This is a genomic window from Paenibacillus roseus (genome assembly GCF_016424485.1).
Taxonomy (GTDB): Bacteria; Bacillota; Bacilli; order Paenibacillales; family Paenibacillaceae; genus Paenibacillus_D; species Paenibacillus_D roseus.
In genome coordinates this window covers 124,814-145,187 of sequence record NZ_JAELUP010000089.1, presented here as the reverse complement: position 1 = coordinate 145,187, position 20,374 = coordinate 124,814, and the positions used below count along the sequence as shown (strand labels likewise).

General features: G+C 47.6%; 12 protein-coding genes and 1 pseudogene. 2 read left to right on the top strand and 11 right to left on the bottom strand.

Going from position 1 to position 20,374, the window contains the following annotated elements:
- The first annotated feature begins 107 nt into the window (after window positions 1-107).
- Together JFN88_RS16135 and JFN88_RS16130 are read left to right on the top strand one after the other, a co-directional pair.
- A complete protein-coding gene (locus tag JFN88_RS16135) occupies window positions 108-989 on the top strand; it encodes a LysR family transcriptional regulator (protein WP_199020287.1) in 882 nt (293 codons plus the stop codon).
- Between the two features lie 192 nt (window positions 990-1,181).
- Window positions 1,182-1,628, top strand: coding sequence for a hypothetical protein (locus JFN88_RS16130; protein WP_199020286.1), 447 nt, complete (start codon window positions 1,182-1,184; stop codon window positions 1,626-1,628).
- Between the two features lie 121 nt (window positions 1,629-1,749).
- On the opposite strand, the gene JFN88_RS16125 is transcribed toward JFN88_RS16130, so the two are convergent.
- From JFN88_RS16125 to JFN88_RS25955, 11 genes and pseudogenes are all read right to left on the bottom strand, one after another.
- Entirely contained in the window at window positions 1,750-5,433 is a 3,684-nt protein-coding gene (locus tag JFN88_RS16125) for a non-ribosomal peptide synthetase family protein (protein ID WP_199020285.1), read from the bottom strand.
- A gap of 96 nt (window positions 5,434-5,529) precedes the next feature.
- The gene (locus JFN88_RS16120; RefSeq protein ID WP_199020284.1) at window positions 5,530-7,293 is read right to left on the bottom strand and encodes a methyl-accepting chemotaxis protein; all 1,764 of its coding nucleotides are present in this window, start codon (window positions 7,291-7,293) and stop codon (window positions 5,530-5,532) included.
- Window positions 7,294-7,660: 367 nt separating this feature from the next.
- Window positions 7,661-8,908, bottom strand: a complete 1,248-nt coding sequence (locus JFN88_RS16115; protein ID WP_199020283.1) for a hypothetical protein — start codon at window positions 8,906-8,908, stop codon at window positions 7,661-7,663.
- Between the two features lie 11 nt (window positions 8,909-8,919).
- The gene (locus tag JFN88_RS16110) at window positions 8,920-9,756 is read right to left on the bottom strand and encodes a hypothetical protein (protein WP_199020282.1); all 837 of its coding nucleotides are present in this window, start codon (window positions 9,754-9,756) and stop codon (window positions 8,920-8,922) included.
- Window positions 9,753-10,442, bottom strand: coding sequence for an ATP-binding cassette domain-containing protein (locus tag JFN88_RS16105; protein ID WP_199020281.1), 690 nt, complete (start codon window positions 10,440-10,442; stop codon window positions 9,753-9,755). Before JFN88_RS16105 ends, JFN88_RS16110 begins: the two co-directional genes overlap by 4 nt.
- The gene (locus tag JFN88_RS16100; RefSeq protein WP_199020280.1) at window positions 10,435-10,860 is read right to left on the bottom strand and encodes a GntR family transcriptional regulator; all 426 of its coding nucleotides are present in this window, start codon (window positions 10,858-10,860) and stop codon (window positions 10,435-10,437) included. The genes JFN88_RS16105 and JFN88_RS16100 overlap by 8 nt, the downstream gene beginning before the upstream one ends.
- Window positions 10,861-11,046: 186 nt before the next feature.
- Window positions 11,047-11,496: a LysM peptidoglycan-binding domain-containing protein gene (locus JFN88_RS16095; RefSeq protein ID WP_199020279.1), complete on the bottom strand. Its 450-nt coding sequence runs from the start codon at window positions 11,494-11,496 to the stop codon at window positions 11,047-11,049.
- 225 nt (window positions 11,497-11,721) lie between these two features.
- Complete coding sequence (locus JFN88_RS16090) at window positions 11,722-13,746, bottom strand: ABC transporter ATP-binding protein (RefSeq protein ID WP_199020314.1); 2,025 nt, start codon at window positions 13,744-13,746, stop codon at window positions 11,722-11,724.
- Between the two features lie 58 nt (window positions 13,747-13,804).
- Window positions 13,805-15,559: an ABC transporter ATP-binding protein gene (locus JFN88_RS16085; protein ID WP_199020278.1), complete on the bottom strand. Its 1,755-nt coding sequence runs from the start codon at window positions 15,557-15,559 to the stop codon at window positions 13,805-13,807.
- Window positions 15,560-16,491: 932 nt separating this feature from the next.
- The gene (locus JFN88_RS16080; RefSeq protein WP_332908492.1) at window positions 16,492-19,704 is read right to left on the bottom strand and encodes an RCC1 domain-containing protein; all 3,213 of its coding nucleotides are present in this window, start codon (window positions 19,702-19,704) and stop codon (window positions 16,492-16,494) included.
- Between the two features lie 243 nt (window positions 19,705-19,947).
- Window positions 19,948-20,190: pseudogene (locus tag JFN88_RS25955) on the bottom strand (IS256 family transposase); the annotation flags it as partial.
- Window positions 20,191-20,374: the final 184 nt, after the last annotated feature.

Genomic DNA, 20,374 nt, shown 5'->3' with positions numbered 1-20,374 from the left:
TTGCGTTCAACTTCATAAATAACTGCACTGGCATCCTGTCAGTGATTCCTCTATAATACCAGTAAAACTATACATGTGATGAATACATGTAACAGGAGCTATAGATCATGTCTATGAATAATTTTGAATTATACAAGGTTTTTTACTGGGCGGCCAAGTCCGGCAGTCTGACCAAAGCGGCCAAAACACTATTTCTTACACAACCAAGTGTCAGCCACGCAATCAAGCAGTTGGAGGACAGCTTTGGTGTAGCTTTATTCTCACGCAATTCAAAGGGGGTTTCCCTGACGCCGGAGGGGGCCACACTTTATTCGTATATTGAACAATCCCATATTTTGATCGGACTTGCGGAAGAGAAGATGGCGGAACTCAAGAAGCTGGAGAGCGGCGAACTGCGGATAGGTGGCAGCGACTCGCTGTTCAAGCACTTTTTGCTTCCTTATCTGGAGGCATTTCATGATGAGTATCCGGGCATCAAGCTGCAATTAATTCATGGAACGACTCCTGAAATTATTACATTTTTGAAGGAAGGCCGCATCGATCTCGGTGTTGTCCGCATGCCGATTGTCGATCCCCAGCTTGAAGTGCGTGAAAGTATTCAATTGCAGGACTGCTTCGTTGCCGGCTCCCGTTATGCCGAGTTGAAGGGGGAATTGCTGTCGATGGAACAGCTCCTTGAATATCCAATTATTCTGTTCTCGCGGAACAGCAGAGCCCGGAAAGCGGTGACCGATCTGTTTCACAATTACGGATTTAATCTAAAACCGGGAATCGAGGTTGGCAGCGTCGACCTGCTCATTGAACTGGCGCGCAAGGGCCTTGGCATCTCGTTTATTACGCGGGAGTTCGTCTCAAGGGAGCTTGAGGAAGGCTCGCTGTTTGAAGTCAAGCTGGATGTGAAGATGCCCCCTGCTCAGGTGGGCATTATGACACTCCGCAATATTCCGCTCACCCGGGCCGCGAGCGAGTTTCTTGGGCGCATCGGATGACAGTAGCGGTCATGTCCGCCAAAATGGTGCGAAGACTATATCGAACGTAATTTTGAGCATTATTATCGTAGAATCATACATTGGCTGGCTTGGAAAATCCTATAAAATGAAAGATGCAGCAAATAATTATCCCCCGCGAAATTCGCGAACAAGAACAGTGATAAATTTATAACATTAGGAGCGTGTACGTGGATGACACAGAACAAATGGTTGAAAAAATCTGTCTTGACAGCAGCGACTATGGTTTTCCTGCTTGCTGGCGCAACATCCGCATTTGCAGACATCTATGAGAGTCCAAATGTGAACGGTTACAGCACAACAAATACGTTCATCAGCCCTTACAATGTGAATTACGGTACGACAGCAAACAATGTCATCGTCGATTTTTGGAATTTTACCAATGACAGCAATGATACGCATACTATCACATTCTGGGTCGATACGCCGGGTGCGATTGGCACATTCTATCTCCAGGATAAAACGACAGGTACGACAAACCTTAGCCCATTTATGACCTTCCACAACATTCAGCCGGGTGGGCAAGTCTTCACCGTGACCCTGATTCCAGGCCACCAATACCAGCTGCAGGTACCTCCAACAGGCCCCAGAGGTTATGACTATCGCTTCAAAATCAGTTAATTTCAATTCTTGTATTTTCAAAAAAGAACACAGCCGGACCCGGCTGTGTTCTGGTTACACTTGCTGTATGCTGTCCAATGTATAGCTCGTTTGTACAACTCGCAGTTCCCTGTGGAATAAGTTAGCCCTGTTGCAATACCTTCGGTCTCGGGAAGTAGCCGATTTTGACGGCGTAATCAATCATTTTGGTCATCAGCTGCCGATCCGGCTCGGCGCACCGAACACCGAATTTCTCCAGTGTCTCGCTCGTCAAGTCGCAGCCGTAGCGGAACGGCGAATCCTTCGCTCCATCGCCCTCCAACTGTGCAATAGCAAGCTGCACGCCTTCCAGGTTTTTCGGAACGTGTTCATCGAATAGCCAGGCTGTGTAAGCCGACGGGGCAAGGGCTTGAATTTCATACCCGCAACCGCGGATCATGTCAATCCATTGCGCATAGGCGATCGTTTTCGGATTGCAGATATGGAACATACGGCTGACGCTCCCCTGCTGAAGAGCCAACTGAACAATCGCCTCGGCTGCATAATTGATTGGCGTAAAATCCATCTCCCAGCTTACTTCCGGCGCTTTGCCAAGCAGCAGCATCGCTTTTATCATCCGATAGAAAGAATTGCTGTCGATATTTTTTTGGAACAATCCGGTCTCCGAGTGACAAGACAGGTTTCCCGCTCGGTATACACTGATATTAAGTCCTGCTTCCCCAGCGGAAATGACGGCTTTCTCCGCTGCCATTTTGCTCTGTGTATACAGGTTGTCAACACGAAGATCAGAATCGAGCTTTTGCTGCTCCACGACCGTATCCCATTGCCCGCTTAAAGCCAAATCTTCCGGTATGCCAAGCGTGGAAATATGATGAAAATGAACCTTGCGGGTGCAAGCCCGCGCCAACTCAATTAGAGACAAGGTTCCCGCGATATTTGTTTTTGCGAACTGCTCCTCATCTCCAAAGTGCCGAACATCTGCTGCGCTATGGATGATCGCATCCAGCGCAACGATCAGCTTTTGCCGATCTTCGTCACGCAGGCCGAGTTGCAGCTTCTCCAGATCACCCTCTACAGCAACGACCCGGCCTTCCAACTGCTCTGCGATGCCCGAACCGAAGAAAAATTCCATGTTGCTGCGGATTCGCTTGATCCCCGCCTCCAGCCCCGGACGAACCAGGCAATACACAACTGCCTCGCTTTTAACCAGCAATTCGTGTAGCAAGTAGCTGCCAAGGTACCCCGTTGAGCCTGTGAGCAGCACAGCAGACATAGGCGCAGAAGCCAACTCCCCGACGTCTCCCCCTGGAATAGCAGGGTGCTCATCAAGCTTGATGGCTGGACCCGAATATGCGGAGAAACCAAGCGTCTCCTGCTCCCCGGTTAGCAGCTCTTCAATGCGCGCTGCAATCGCATCAACTGTACGGTATTGAAAGAAATCATTGATTTTCAGGTTCGGATAATGCGGCTTCAAAATTACGAGCACTTGAATGATGGCGAGGGAGTCGCCGCCAATCGCAAAGAAATCATCATGGCGGGATACCCGTCCAAGCTTCAGCGCTTGCTCCCATGAATGGGCCACCCTGCGCTCGACTTCCGATACAGGCGGGACAAATTCTTCATCCCCCGTCTGGCCTTGATGCTCCATGGCCAGCAGACGCTTCCGGTCGATCTTGCCGGTAGGAGATGTCGGCATCTCAGTTAGCTGCACAATCCATTTCGGGACGAAATACGAAGGCAGCTTGTCCCCCAGCATGCGCTTGATCTCGGTTGTCGACAACAGGCCGCCGTCTTTGGACGCGAAGTAGCCTGCCAGCATATTTTGACCATCCGCATCCTTCTTGCAGACAACCGCAGCATGTTGCACATTCGGAATTTTCGCAAAGCTGTCTTCAATTTCTCCGATCTCAATGCGGTGTCCGCGAATTTTGATCTGAGAATCCCTTCGGCCTACATATTCCACAGTGCCGTCAGGAAGAAGCTTGGCAATATCCCCAGACTTGTAAATTTGGCCTTCTCCGAACGGGTTCGGAATGAAAGCTGCTGCTGTTTTCTCCGGTTGATTCAGATACCCCTTTGCCAGCCCGACGGTCGCAATATAGACTTCTCCGTGAACATGTAGCGGGCAAAGCTGGTTTTCTTCATTGACAATATATACTTTATAATTATGAATAGGACGCCCGATTGGGACATTTGTCAGACTATCCGGGATGTAACCGGTAATTTTATGCGTTGTCGTACATACGGTGCATTCTGTCGGTCCGTATACGTTGACGATATCGATGCCGTCGCGGAATTTCCTCTGGAACGCCCGAACCTGCTCTCCGTAAAGCGCCTCGCCGGCTACCGTAATAAGCTTAACCCTGGAAAGTTTGCGATATCCTTCATCGGACAGATAGGTCGATAGCTGATTGAAGAAGACGGTCGGCAGGATTGTAATAATGGTCGTTCCGGTCCGCTCAATCGCCGAAGCAAATTCCTCGACCGATACCCGCTCCTCAGGAGCAAGCAAATACAGATGAGCGCCGTAGAACAATGCCCCGATCGTATCCCATACCGAAGCGTCGAAGCTGTACGTTGCAAATTGCGTTAGCACATCTTCCGGCTCGATTTGGCAATCTGTACGTACCGTCTCTCCCAGATTGACGACGCCTTCGTGTGCAATGAGCGCTCCCTTTGGCCGTCCGGTTGAACCGGACGTATAAATGACATAGGCCAAATCATCGGGAGCTACATGGACGCCCGTATTCTCACTGCCATCGATCGCATTCATAATGCCTGCATCAACCGCCAAAATTTCCTTCACAGTGCTAATTTCCGCGCACAAATGCTTCGCTTCGCTCAAATATTGGGTTTTAGTCAATACAAAAGCCGATTCCGTATCGGACAATATGTACCGGTTGCGGTCCTCCGGATGTTCCGGATCGACCGGAACATAGACGCCGCCCGCCTTTAGGATGCCCAGCAAGCTGATGACAAGCTCGAGACTGCGCTCCATAAATAGCGTGACAAAGCCGCCCTTCGTCAGACCCTTGTCCAGCAACAGTCTGGCCATACGGTTCGCTCTCTCATTCAGCTCTCGGTAAGTTAGCTTGCCATGGATAGAAGACAAAGCGATATGGTCCGGAAATTGCGCCGCCGCCTTCTCGAACATGCCATGAATCGTCTGGCTTTTGTCATATGGCCACACCGTATCATTCATCCGCCCGTAGACCGCTTTGTCCTCATCAGTCAAAATGTCGACGGCTGCAATCAGCCCGGCTTGATCAGCCAAAGCAGCATCCAACAAAGTCAAATAATATTGCATGTAACGGCGAATAGTCGTTTCCGTCAAAATAGAGCGGTCATAGTCCGCCTTGATTTGCCAACTTCCCTCATGTTCAATTAGCTGCCAGTTCAGCAGCTCCCGGTCTGCCTGAATCGGGAAGTTGACGGAAAAGCGTGTGTCAAATTCCGGTTCGCCAGCCGGTCTGGCCGAAGCCAAATGTTGCTTCAAGTTGTGCACCAGACGATCGAAAGTCCGATTTTCTTCGTCAAAGTTGAGCAGCACAGGAAATCCCCTGTCTTCATTAGAAGTCCATCCTGCCATAATCTCTTTTTCTCCAGAAAGACGATAAAGCAATGCAAAATAGACGGCTCCAAATACAGCTGTCGCTTCCCCCTGATCGCGGAGCGCTGCTTCCAAACGCTCATTGAGGTCTTGACTTAGCGACAGTTCGGCTGACGAGAAAGAATAAGTGCGATTGTGACGTGAAAAATCGAGCGGTATGAACAATAAGGAGCTTTCCGCTGTTAAAGCAGTAACGCTTGAAATCATTTCCGTCATGTTTAGATACATCCTCCTCGCAGGAATTTCCCCCGCATCAACAGATGCGAAGATTCGTGAAAAAACGAACAACATTGGCTCCTTCGGGAGCCGATCTTACTTTTTAGAGCGCACCTGGAACTGATTGAGCAGCTTTTGCAGCTCTTCAGACAAAGAAGCAAGATCTGTCGACGAATTCAAAATCACATTCACCGTTTCTTTCTGTTCCTGGACGCTTTCTGAAATTTTGGTGCTGTTTACAGCTGTAATGCCTACCGATTGGGACAAATTCTCCGACGTGGCGGTCAGCTCTTCAGTACCGGCCGACAGCTCCTCTGTCGAACTTGAAACTTCCTGAATCTGGTTGGTAACGTTCTGAGTCGCCTGCAAAATCTCATTGAGCAGTTGGCCAGTTGCATCCGAAATGGCCATCCCCTGCTGGACTTCAGTTGTTCCCTGCTCCAGCGCACGAACGGCAATTTGAATTTCTCCCTGGATTTCTTTGACCAGCTCAGAGATTTGGCTTACAGAGCGTTCAGACTGCTCAGCCAGTTTGCGGACTTCATCAGCTACAACAGCAAAGCCTTTGCCGTGCTCTCCTACTCTAGCTGCTTCGATTGCGGCATTAAGAGCAAGCAAATTCGTCTGGCTGGAAATCCCCTTAATAATGGATACAATATCCTCAATCTCCTGAGAACGGCTGTCGAGCGATTTCATCGCTCCAGCAGATTCCGTGACGATCTGCTTGATTTGCTCCATCTGGCTGATGACCTGCTTGACGATGGTGTTTCCTTCCATCGACTTTTGTTCCATATCAAAGGCTTCTTCCGCCACTTTGGAGGAATTATCCGCAATCGTTTGAATAACAATAGAAAGCTCTGCCATCGCTCTCGCGCTGTCTGTGGATGCCTGCTCCTGATCGGCGATGCCATTCGTAATCTCCTGAATACTTGCCGTAATCAGATTAGTATTTTTGCTGTTCTGCTCGGAAATTTCATGCAAATTCCGGGCGGAATTATTAACAGAATGGGAAGTGCGTTGTACCTGCACCATTGCATCGTTGATGCGTTCCACCATTTCGTTAAACCGCTGATTAACGATACCGAGATCATCGCTGCCGGTCTTCAACTGCACATTGAGATTACCTCCGTTAACCTCCCCGATACCCCGGACCAGTTCCTTGATAGGATTAAGCGTAAGACGGGTAAAGAAGTATTGGATAACGAAAATGATCAGCAAAAAGATCACCAAAATCAAAGTACCGTTGATTAGCAGTCTGTGCAGACCCTCCGGTACGGCGCTGGCGTCTACGTCCGCAGAGAAGAAGGCGAATATTTTGCCCTGTTCATCCAGGATGGGGTACAGAATGGAAGTCCAGGTCCCGAAGCTGTCACTGTAGAACGATGTAAAGGTCGGCTTGCCGGTTTTCAACATTTCGGCCAGACCATTAGCCATGGCTATAGGCTGGTCGTACATATCTCCAATACCTACATTTTCGGCCGAAAAAGCTTCAACAAGATTGGTCGGCATCGCGATCAGTGAGGTCTGATTACGGGCATCTCCTCCCAACTCTACACCAAAAATATAAGCTTGCGCAATATTAGGATTATATTTGTGTATTAGATCAAACTTTTGCTGAAGAACAGCTTGAGCCTCGCCATCATAGCTATTTTGAACTACCGCCTGGGCAACTAGTTTCGGGTCGATCTCTTTGAACCACTCCTGGGTAACGACTGTAATTTGGCCATGTAGTTGATCGACCAGAATATTCTTCTGAATGATATAGCTTGACGTGATCAAAATCCCACCGATTAGCAAAATGTTAATAAATGAAAGAAGTAAAGTTTTCGTAAAAAAGGACATTCGTTTGAATAACTGCATCTTGTTAGCGCTCCTTGTTCATCTATATTGTGAAAGCTGGTCCTTCGCTTGGTTCTCTATATCCACTCCTTTGTAGTAGGCAAAGCATAGCTGCGGAAAAGATTTAAAAAATTCTTCTTACGATTCGGTTCGCTACGCTACCATAATTCGACATATGACTAATACTATTATCGTAAATTTATATGCCATTTTGAATAGTTTTTCAGAAAAACCAAGGTAAAATCTACTATCCTTTTTGAATTTCAATTCATTTTTTCAATTCATTTAGTCATTTTTGCCTATGCCAAAAGTTTTTAAATTCACGCATAAACGGCTTCGCCGTCCTCTAATTAGACAAAAAAAGCAGCCGCGGCTGCTTTTGCTCATGCTATCCCCATATTCGAATTCCTTTGATATTTATGCTTCTCAAACGCAAGTACTCTATTTTTTCTGTTTTCGCTGCCTCAGGAGTCTCATAGGTAACTTGTCCAAGGTACAGCAGCTTTTCGCCCTGTAAATGAACGACGGCTGCAACAGGCGCGCCAGTGGTTGCCAGCAAAAGATAGATTTTGTTACTTTTGATGATTGCATCTATAATCTCAGAAGCTCCAAATTGTTCAGGAGTAAGCGTCACATACTCCCTTCGCTCCTCTTTGCTGGACAAATTATATTGGGACACAACAGCTTCCTTCTTATTGAATTGTACCAGTGAAAAAAGATTGCCGTACAAACTTGTCATATAATAGTCGCTATCAGAAACAAAAGAGTTGCTTGATCCATAAAACGCCGGAAGTGCTTCCTTTTCCCCTGTTAAAAATGAATAAGCGTAGAATTGTCTGGAAAGTTCTCTAGATACAAAGTTACCGCCTATTGAGCCTGAAACAACAGCTTGTTTGTCTTCCCTGATTAGAATAAACTCAGACAAAGGCTCGGAAAAAGCTTCATTTCTATAGATATCATTGCTGTTAAAAACTTCTCCTGACATTTTCTTCCCTTCCGCCAGCTTATCCGTGCGAGCCCACTGTTCCGTAGACAAATTAATAACCACATCATAGATTTCTGCCGAAGTATCAAGCAGCAAATGCTTGAACATCACAATATGCAGCTCCTCGCCTAATCTACGCACATCAGCGATTGTACCGGGGTGGACAGGAATATCCGCCTCAAACTCCCTTTCCTCACCCGAACCCCGGTCAAAAACGGTAATTTGCAGCGTTCCGCCCTGGTCCGTTGAAGCGCTGCGCCTGTCTACCCATTTTGCATAAATGAACTCGTCTTCATTAATTAACGCTTGAGGTCCGTAATTTTTCCCGCGGGCTATGTTGCGATGTTCCCCGATAAATGATTCAAGTATGCCATCTCTGTAGAACCACCCGACCTTCGAAATCAGGCCGCGGCGCAAATTCCTTTCCCTCCCGTTGTAACGGCTCCCCTCTTTCGTAATCTCCAGAAATTCGGATTGCTTTCTGCCGCCATAGGTGCCGGACAGAGTCAGAGACTCCCCTTCATGGGGTTCGCCTTGCAGCGTTACAAGCTTGAATTCAGGGAGATGATCCTTTGAGCCAAAAAAATAATATGTAGAAATCCCGCTAACCGCCAGCAAGCCAAGCATGATCGTCAACCAATAACGTCTCATGGTTTCCCCCCTTACACTGTAATCTTGTTGGCGAGCAGCCGGAAGCCGAATACCACCGACAAGACAAGCAGCAACAGACATACCCCAACAACCAACCCTACAATTTCATCGGGATATAGATAAGTCCCCGGTAGTCCCAGACCAAGCAAATCCGGCAAATATAACGCCACTATTGCATTCCCGACAACATAAAGGAGACCGTACAGTATTCCAATTCTCCGGTAGCTTCGTTCCAGCAAAATCCCCGTAAAAATAATGAGTACAGCCATAATGCCCAGACCATAGATAGAGAGAAACTGTTCTATATTGCGCGGAATAAGCAGATCCAGGGCCCGATTGGCATGGATGACCTCAGGCCAGTAAGAGTCTACCCTCCACTCGGCAGGAACCATCATTTGAAATAACAGCTTTTGCAAAGGCAGCAGGAGCAGCTGATAGGAGACAAGACTGAATACAAAAATAAGGATGGCAGTCAGCTTCGCCAGGTAAATCTGGCATCTCGCCCCCGGCAGCATCAACAAACGATAGATAAAGGTCGACCTGCCCAGCCACTCTCTGTACCAGACGAAAAAAACATAAAGTCCGATGACAGCAACACTGATGAGCATAGGGACAGCGAACCAAAAATTAGTATTGGAAATGACCCATGTAAAAGAGAGCATCCCTTCCGGCACAAACGGTGACCTGACGCCGTTATACGTCGGATCATCCCATCGCTGAGACAGTTCTCTCGACAGCACGGAAATGATTGCGCCAACCTGAAAAATCAGAATCACACCCATCAGGAAGAGCATCAGATAACGGAATCGATGCACTTCCATATGAACCAGCTTCAAATAGCGCTTCAAGACTGATACACCTCCCTCATCACATCAAGTACCGACTTGCCTTCCTGATAACGCACGGCTTCACAGTCGAAGGAGCGAATGATTTTCCCATCTTGAATCAGCACAGCTTTATCCATCAGTCGCTCCATCTCAGCGATCTCATGTGTAGTGAAAAGTACACCGCGGCCTTCAATTAGTTCGCTTGAGAATACTTCCGTAATTTTCTCCCGGCTGAACAAGTCGATTCCCGAGAACGGTTCATCCATCAAGATGTAGTCCGTATCCTGACCCAGCCCCAGCATCAAGCTGAATTTTGCGGCCGTTCCCTTGGACATATTGCCGAGCCGCTCCGTACTTTCAAGCCCGAAAAAACGAAGCAGATCGTTGGCGCGCGCCATATTCCAGCCCTTATAAAAATCCTCCATAAAGCGCATCGCCTCATTGATTCTCATCCCCGGAGGCATAGTAAGGTGGTCAGGAACAAAGGCAATCCGCTCATAGCCTGCTGTGCCTAGCGGCTGGCCGTCTATCGCAATATGCCCGCCATGAATCGGCGTCAGCCCCATAATCGCATGAAGCAGCGACGATTTGCCCGCTCCGTTGATGCCGATCAGACAGGTAATCTGCCCCTTCTCGGCTGTGAACGATACGCCGTTTAATATTTTGCGAAGGCCATATCGCTTATGTACATTCTCGACCTTAATCATGATTTGTCCCCCCTTCATCAGACCCGGACTGCCTGTTCATCTCTTCCATATATTTTGTCCGCACCAAATCGAGCAGTTCATCAATGGGCACCTTGACTTTTCGTACCGAACCGACAAAAGCATCCACAGCTTCCCCGATTAATTCCGAGCGGATCGTACGCAGCACCGCGCCATCCCCCGTAATCCGACTCGGTGAATTTCCCTCTGTTACGATCAACTGCTGTTCCTCCATTTCTTTATATGCCTTCTGGGCTGTATTCGGATTAATTTTCATCATGGCACCCAATTCCCTGCGTGAAGGGATGACCTGTCCGGCCTGAAGTTTTCCTGTTGCAATTTGCTCCTTAAAATACCGGACGACCTGCAGATAGACAGGGTCCCTGCTGTTAAAGGCGACTGAATCCCATTCATTCTCCATGCTCGACTTCACCTCTTTTAAAACCAAGTGTGTGTACTAGGTAGTTCATACACCTTACAAGTGTATTATCCATATAATACACTTGGCTGTCAATTCAAAGTTTTATAGTTCCATGCAAAAAAATAGACACCATGTTTCCAAGGGACGCATGGTGTCTATTCGAATACCCGAATTCATATGGATGGTCTAGTATCCCGTATACGGGGAGTGAGGCGCCCAATTGTTCGAAGCGGCTGCCGGAGCGACATTGGCCGGAGATACGCTTGCCGGAGCAGTCTGGCTGCCATCTTCCACTCTCTCTTCCAAATACATTTTATGACAATACATATTGTCCAGACGGGGAATATTGACGACCGCTCCTTGCAGTGCGGCAGGGTTTTGAATATGCGGGTTCATTGCTTCCAGAATCGGGAGTGGACAATTATACTGGCGGGCAAGGCTTGCCAGATTTTCTCCTTCTTTGGATGAATGCTGCGCGTACAAATCATGTTGATGCTGCCCGTCTCTAAAGAACGGAAAAAAGAACGGAGAAAGAAAGAAAAAAGGGAAGAAACGAGGACGGGGAAAGAAGGATGGATGGAAGAATGGTCCCGCTCCCGGGACAAAAGCTCTGCTTGCGAAATGAGGATTTTGCATCTGTTAATGGCCTCCTTGGGTTAGGTACTTACCCATACCATATGTGCGAAGTCCTTAACGGGTGCCGCGAAACTTAACCTTCAACGAACTGATCCGCATAACTCCGATAGTGATGGTCCATCTCATTCTTGACGTGCACACCGCGATTACACAGCGAATACCATACTCTACTCGCAAAACAGCGGTCCGCAAAGCCATTGCAGCTTTGCGGACCGCTATTCATGCTTACACCACAGCGCGGCTGTGCCCCTGCTGAATCTGGTACATCTGATAATACTTCCCTTTCAGTCGCATCAGTTCATCATGATTGCCTTGCTCGGCAATTTGTCCTTTGTCCAGCACCAAAATCAAATCCGCGCTCTTGATCGTCGACAGCCGGTGTGCAATGACAAAGGTCGTACGGCCTTTCTTTACGACCTCCAGCGCATGCTGGATGAGCGCTTCCGTCTCCGTATCAATGTTGGAGGTCGCTTCATCCAAAATCAGAATCGCCGGATCAAACGCAATGGCCCTGGCAAACGAAATAAGCTGCCGCTGCCCGGCGGATAGCGTACTTCCCTTTTCAATTACCGGTTCGTCAATTCCCTTCGGCAGATTCCTGAGCAGTCTGTCAGCGCCTACGTCAGTCAGTGCCTTCTCCACACGTTCTCTGCTGATCGACGGATCATTGAGCGACACATTGGAGGCAATCGTCCCCGTGAACAGAAACGGGTCCTGCAGCACGATTCCCATGTGGCGCCGCATCATCTGACGCGGGAGGTTGCGGATATCCTTCCCGTCAATTGTAATCTTCCCTTTGCTGACATCATAGAAGCGAAACAGCAGATTAAGAATGGAGCTTTTGCCTGATCCGGTATGTCCGACCAGCGCAACCGTTTGCCCCTGTCTGGCTTCAAAGGAAATGCCCTTCAGCACATCTTCGCCTTCGCGGTAGGCAAAGGTTACATGATCGAACTGTACGTTGCCTTTGTATCGGTCCATTGTGCGGTCGGAAACATCCTCGCCTTCCTCATCCAGCAATACAAACACCCGCTCAGCCGATACGAGCGCCGTCTCCAGATTCGGAAGCTGATTGACGATGCTGACAATCGGATTGAACAACCGGTTCACATAGTCCACGAAAGCATACAATACCCCAAGGGTAATCGCATCGGACGGTCCGGTCAGCGAGATTCCGCCAAAGTACCAAATCATCGCGACCAACGCCGCGTTGCGGATTACCCCAACCAGGTTGTGCTCCGTCAAGGAATTTAAATTCAACAGCTTGTTGTTGTAATCAAACAGCTTTTTATTATGCGTCTCAAATTCTTGCTCGATCTTCTTCTCCTGGCGGAAAGCCTTGATGATCGGCATCCCCTGAATCGATTCATTAAGCGTACCGTTAATTTCACTGACAGTAGCGCGAATTGTTCGGTTATAGCGGCTTGATATTTTGCCGTACAGATAAATCCACAGCACCAGCACAGGTACTATGAACAGGCAAATTGCCGCCAGCTTCGCGTTCAGCAGGAACAGCGCTCCAAAAATCCCGATCATGTAGATTGTTCCAGTAAAGAAGTTCGCCAGTACGGTTACGTACAACTCCCGAATCGCCTCGGTATCGTTCGTAATCCGCGATACAACCTTGCCTGCCGGCAAATTGTCGAAGTAGCGGATCGGGAGGCGATTCAATTGCCCGAATACGTCCATCCTCATCCGGCGGATAATCTGGTTGGCGGAGGACTGCAAGTAATAGCGCTGCAAATACGTAAATAAAGCCGATAAAAGCATGAGTCCAAAATAAATGCCGCACAGCAGCCAGATGCCGCCAATTTCCGGCTTGAAGAACGCGAATAATTGTCCGACGCTCAACTTTTTCCCTTCATAAAGCTCGGACTTCTCCCCTTGCTCAATCCGGATTTGCTCTTCAGCTGTCAAGCTTCGTTTCCCTTCAATCAGGGCGGGGCCGTCTATCAAGTAATAACTGCGTTCAACCTGCAAAACCCGTGCCGGCTCCCCTCGCTGTTCATCCGCAGCAAAGTGATCCTCCCGTTTATATCGCTTGCCGTCATAACTTACCGCGAAGGAACCTGTGTCCTGTGTTTGATACCATACCCGTTCAATACCGGAAATATGCTCGTCGATAAGCCGCTTGGCGACGAATGGACCGGCAAGATCGGCAGCCACTGCAACTGCCAAAATCACGAGCGCCAGAAGCAAAATGCGCTTGAACCGCATCGCATAGCGAAGGAGCCGCTTGACGGCCTCCATCCTGCCCCCTTGCAGTCTAACCAGGTCCATGCTGAACAATTCCTTGTCCTCGCCCATCTTACTTCACCTCATCTTCCTCTGCAGTCTCAACCTGCTGGCGTTCATATTGCTCCGAATACCAGCCGCCGCGTCTCAGCAGTTCTTCATGTGTCCCTCTTTCGATAACCCGGCCTTCATCCAGCACCAGAATCAGGTCCGCATGTTGTACCGCAGACAGCCGGTGCGTTGTAATCAATGTCGTCTTGCCGGCGCGCTCCTCCCGGATGTTGCGAATAATTTCGGCTTCCGTTCTAGCATCAACGGCAGACAGCGCATCGTCCAGAATGAGAATTTCAGGCTCCGTAATGAGCGCTCGGGCAATCGATACCCGCTGCTTCTGGCCGCCGGAGAGGGATACGCCTTTCTCCCCGACCAGTGTCTTCAAGCCTCGCGGCAACTGTGCGATGTCCTTCTGGAATGCGGAAGCCGCAAGGGAAGCTGCGATCTGCTGATCCGTTGCATTCGGCTTGCCGAATTTGATATTGCTCTGAACGGTGCGGGAGAACAGGAACTGCTCTTGCGGCACATAACCGAGCCAGCCTTTCAAATCATCCATGGAGATTTGATTGAGGGGCGCATCGGATATCGTAATCTCGCCCTGTCCCGCCGGATATTCCCGCAGCAGTTGCCTCACCAGCGTTGTCTTGCCGCTCCCCGTGCGACCGACAATGCCAAGCGTCTGCCCCTGCTTCAGCTCGAAGGATACTTCCTCCAGGTTATTAAAGGATGAGGACGGGTAACGAAAGGTAACGTCATCGAAGCGGAGCGTCTTCGGCAATCCCGTCTGAACCGACGCTTCAACCTCCGGAACATCCGGCTTATAGCCAAGCGTCTCATTGACCCGATCAAGCGAGGCGCTCCCCCGTTGCATCACGTTAATCAGCTCGCCAATGGCAATCATCGGCCATATGAGCATCCCCAGATACACATTGAAGGTTACCAGCATACCGACGCTAAGCTCACTGTTGAAGACCAGATAAGCTCCGTAGCCAAGACCGATCAGATAGCTGGCCCCTACGAATATTTTAGACGTTGCTCCGAACAATGCATCGACGCGAACAACATCCAGATTCTTGTTCAATACATCCTGTGTGACCTCAGCGAACTCTCTCTCAGACGCACGTTCCTGAACATATGCACGAGTTACGCGCACACCTGAAATGGTTTCCAGCACTCCGTCATTCATTTTGCCAAAAGCATCCTGAGCGCTCATATAGCGCGTATGTATCCAGTTCCCATACACACTGAACAGGATCGCCATAATCGGCAACGGAAGGAGGGCTGCCAATGTCAGCTTCCAGGAAATCCCTACGCTCATAATAATAAGCAGCGTGAACATCCATATCGTAGAGTCGCTGAGCGTTAATATACCGAACCCCGCTGCAGCCGATACCGCGTGCAGATCATTCGTCGAACGGGCCATCAGATCACCCGTCCGATTACGCTCATAGAAGGTGGGAGTCATCTTGAGAAACTGGCGCATCAGGCGCGAGCGAAGCATTCTTTCTACAACGAACGAGCCTCCGAATAATTTGTTAATCCAAATATAATTAAGCACATAAGCAGCTACGGTAATTCCCGCCAATTGAAGCAGCGTCATCGTTATGCTATCCCATGTCAATGCTCCAGTCTTCAAATCATCAATAAACCATCCGACCATCATTGGAGGAATAATCTCAATAAAGCCGGAGATAGCGAGCAACGTGATCGCAATGATATAGCGTTTCTTCTCCAACTTAAAATACCAGCTTAATTTCGTGAAAATGGCGAACATGCATGTACTCCTTTCGACGGTCTTATATGCCAAGACGAATCCGGGGACGAAAAACAAAAAAAGCACACCGCTGGCGCGATGTGCCTCACTGCACAAAAAAACACACGTCACGCGTTATTCGCAACCTGTGTCATGGATTCTGAAAGGTGTAAAGTTCAGTCTGGTCATGGCTCAGACTAATCTTCGAGTCCCCTGCATATTAAGGAAGGCCGCGATGGCTATGAAATTGCGAACAGCTTGTGTAAAACGGGGATTACGATGAAAGCTGAGATTAATGGTAGACATACCTGTTCGCTCCTTCCTGTAAAATGCGTGTTTGAGATACAAATAGTAAGTTATCACGAGTGTTCATCAATGTCAACCTTTTTTTGGATAGATTGTTGTTCGTTTGTGATAATGTCACTCAAAGAACAGGTCGTTTTGCTATATGAATCGAAGTGCCCTGGCAGTAACTGCTGTCACTTCGCAGATCTGCTTCAAGAACATGAAGACATCAAATTAAGCGATTCAAGCGTGAGACTTGTCCTACGGGATGATTGACATTTTTTTAAGATGTCAATGGCATTATTCTGGAAGGGAAAATAAAATTATTGCTGTTGTTTCCTTACAGCATAGTATCCTTTTCAATAAGCATCAGGAGGGAATAACGAATAAGACTTTGAAGGGAACCTCCGAAGTCTTATTCGTTATTTAATACGTTTTTGAATAATTAGTCTTCAAAACTATAAATGAGCAAATTCACTTCCAGTAAACTGTAAAAAAAAGAATTTGGACAATCTTACACCAAAAAGAACTCGCTATATTTCATACCGCCATCGTACCGATCATGCGTCAATTCCCAACTATATCTTGCAGCATCGACTGCCGCTGTATTTTTTCAAGCCAGTTTTGGCCCATATTCGTCAGGTGATGCAACATTCAACCAAGAACCATCATTGAGAAATGGTCTTAATTAAATTTCCATTCGCATCATAATCATACGTTTGAATGATTTCGCCGGTGTCCTTATTTGTTAAAGATATTAAGCGTCCTGCTTGATCATAGTTGTATCGAATTTTGCCAGCCATACGAAGCGTGACGGTGACAGCATTGCTCGCTGCTGAAGCTCCATATGCATTTCTGGCTTTAATCGTAAACGTATAGGTTGTGTTTGCAATCAAATTTGAGAAGGTATACGACGTTATATTGCCGGGTACAGTCCCGATTAACGTGTTCCCATTGTAGATATCATAAGAAATTATTTCTCCGCCCGGAGCAAGCCAAGTCAAGTCCACGTTAGTTCCCCATTGCCGGTTAATTTTAAGTTCTGTTGGAGCGCCTATAGCTCCGACCCTTTTAACGGTAAACCTCGTCTCATCTCCTAATTGACCATAGCTGTTATTTCCCCACGCCCATACCGTCCCATCCTGTTTAACTGCCAAAGAGTAAGACGATCCTGCTGAGACAGAAATGATATTGACTAAACCACTCACTTGCACGGCGGTATTACGATATGCAGGCGTTGTCGTTCCAAACCCCAATTCACCGTAATTATTTGTACCCCACACCCATACTGTTCCGTCATTTTTGACAGCTACCGAGTGTGAACCTCCTCCAGAAGCAATTCTAACATTATTTAGACCACTCACTTGAACAGGTGTAGCTCGATTATTAAACGTTCCATCTCCTAGTTGACCTGCTCCGTTACTTCCCCATGCCCATACTGTTCCATCCTGTTTAACCGCCAAAGAGTAAGACGATCCTGCTGAGACAGAAACGACATTGTTCAATCCACTCACTTGCACAGGAGTAATGCGATTCGATTGCGTTCCATCTCCTAATCGACCAGAGCCGTTATTTCCCCACGCCCATACCGTTCCATCCTGCTTGACGGCCAGGGAATGAGAATTGCCTCCTGCAACAGCAATAACGTCGGTTAATCCACTCACTTGCACGGGGGTAGTACGACCTATAGTCGTTCCATCCCCCAATTGACCGTAATTATTTGCACCCCACGCCCATACTGTTCCATCCTGTTTGACAGCTAGGGAGTATGTATCTCCTGCCGCAGCAGCCATGACATTGGTTAAGCCGCTCACTTGCACGGGGGTAGTAACACGATATGCAGTCGTCCCATTCCCCAATTGACCGTTACTATTATCGCCCCACGCCCACAGCGTTCCGTCCTGTTTCACAGCTAAGGAAGAACCGCCTCTCGCAACCACAGCCTCAACATTGCTTAGGCTGGTCAGTTGTTTTATTTTATAAGAGTCCGTTCGCTCCCCCCACTCCCATACCGTTCCATCCTGTTTAACAGCTATTGAATGCGTACTTCCTGCCGCAGCAGCCCTAGTATTTGTTAAGCCGATCACTTGCACAGGGGCAGCACGGTATGCAGTCGTTCCATCTCCTAATTGACCGTTAAAGTTCAAACCCCACGTCCATACCGTTCCATCTTGTTGGAATGCTATGGAATGGGCATTCCCTGCTTCTACTGCGATAACATCCGACAATCCAGTCACCTGTACAGGAGTATAACGGTTTGTATTTGTTCCATCTCCCAGTTCACCGTTAAGGTTGCTTCCCCACGCCCATACCGTCCCATCCTGTTTGATAGCGAGGGAATGATGCCCTCCTGCTGCTACCGCCCTAACGTTGTTTAGGTTTATTACTTGCATGGGTATAATACTATGATCTATACCTGTTCCATTACCTAATTGACCCATGGCATTGTATCCCCACGCCCATATCGTTCCATCCTGTTTGATAGCCAGGGAGTGATATGCTCCTGCTACGACAGAAATGACACTGGTTAAACCACTCACTTGCACGGGTGTAGTACGTTCTGATCTCGTTCCATCTCCTAATTGACCTCGATTGTTATTCCCCCAGGTCCATATTGTTCCATCCTGTTTGAGCGCCAGGGAATGTTCTCTTGCTGCAGATACAGAAATGACATTGTTCAATCCGCTCACTTGCACGGGGGTAGTCCGATCCGATTTCGTTCCATCTCCTAATTGACCAAAGCTATTGTATCCCCACACCCATACCGTTCCATCCTGTTTGATAGCCAAGGAGTGATGATCTCCTGCTACGACAGAAATGACATTGGTTAAACCACTCACTTGCACGGGGGTAGTACGCTGTATAGTCGTTCCATCTCCTAATTGACCATATCGATTGTATCCCCACGCCCATACCGTTCCATCTTGTTTGACGGCTAAGGAGTGATTGGAGCCCCCTGCTACAGCGATAACATTGGTTAAACCGCTCACTTGCACGGGGGTAGTACGCTGTGTAGTCGTTCCATCCCCTAATTGACCATCACCATTTGCTCCCCATGCCCATACCGTTCCGTCACTTTTCAACTCTAACGAATGACCGCCGCCAGCATCAACCGCCAACGACGTTGTCGGGTCAATAACAATGGGATATTGCAACCCCTTATTGTCCAACGTCAGCTCCAGAACCGTTTGACTCCCACGTTTGGTTACAATGACATCCAGCTTATCGTATCGCTTCTCATCGCTTGAAGCATCGATCACCCACATGCGAGGAATTTGAAAGGAGATTCTCCCATTAGGTTCGAAAAAGTCGATTGAACCGTCCGGGTTTATCCGGTGTTCTACGTTCTCCGTCGTGAATTCAAACGAGAATTTCTTTGGCGCCTTCTTATCTGCCAGATGTAGCTCCATCTTAAGTTCATCGTTCTGAATCTCGTATTCCATATCGGTACTTCTCCATGCCTGAGAGAAGGTTAGCTTATTGCCCTTTACTACCCCATCGACATTGTTCATTCCCAGTGCGTGGTATGTAACAGATCTATTCTCCAGAGAAAACTGGATTTTCTGTTTATTATTTTTATTGTTTAACTTCACATTAAAATTGTTTGTTAGCATGTGATGCGAATATTCGGAGTTGGGTTCCGACTTGCGAATCGTCGTATCAATCTCCCGCCAGACTCGACCGTCAAAGTAGTTAATAGACTCCTCAGAAGAATCGACTCTCGTTGACCCATCTTTGTTTAGAAAGGTTTTGCTGTAGCGAGTACGTTGATCGACAAGCTCTTTCACACTTTGTATTGATTGTTTTTTTTCAGCAGTTCCATTCGAATTAGCAAAAACGCTTGCATTCGTTAGTGAAAACAACATAAAAAAAGAAAGCACTACTGCCAAAAACTTTAATCCCCTGCTCAAATGCATGAATTCTCCGCCTCCATAATTTCTATATTAATACTAAAGAATATATCAATACGACATCATCTTACTTTTTCCTTGCTTAATAACATATCTCCGTAAATGCCTAAACTGGAAATCCGCTTACGAAGCCTGCATGAAAGAACTGTCGCACTTAGCTTGACAACCCGTCTTAAACTAAAAACTCTTCTGGTAAAATAAATTGTCCAACTTATCCTGCTCTCTATACTCGCTAGCATTCTTCTTGTTACATATATTACCATTTATAGAATTTGCTGTTGTTTTTTCGGTCATGTCATGCTTGGCGTAGCCGAGATGGGTGTCCGTCTACGCCTCCATTATTTCCTGGATGGTTTCGGCAAATAATTCTTTAAACCGTTTTGTGCATCCTGTGCGGTTACCAGCTTATTTTCTTTTTATAAAGGCTCTCAGTTGCTCTTTCGTCCACAGTTCCATGTGTTCTCCCAACCTTTTTATTGATTTTTGGAGTTTACACAAACTATTTACAGACTCTGGATTTATGGACAGGTCTACCTCTCCATTCCATATATAAAGGATTTTTTTGCACAAAACCAAATTACACAGATTTTATGAAGATTCTGAGAATATTAATGCAACGCTAGTGATTTTTCATGTATTT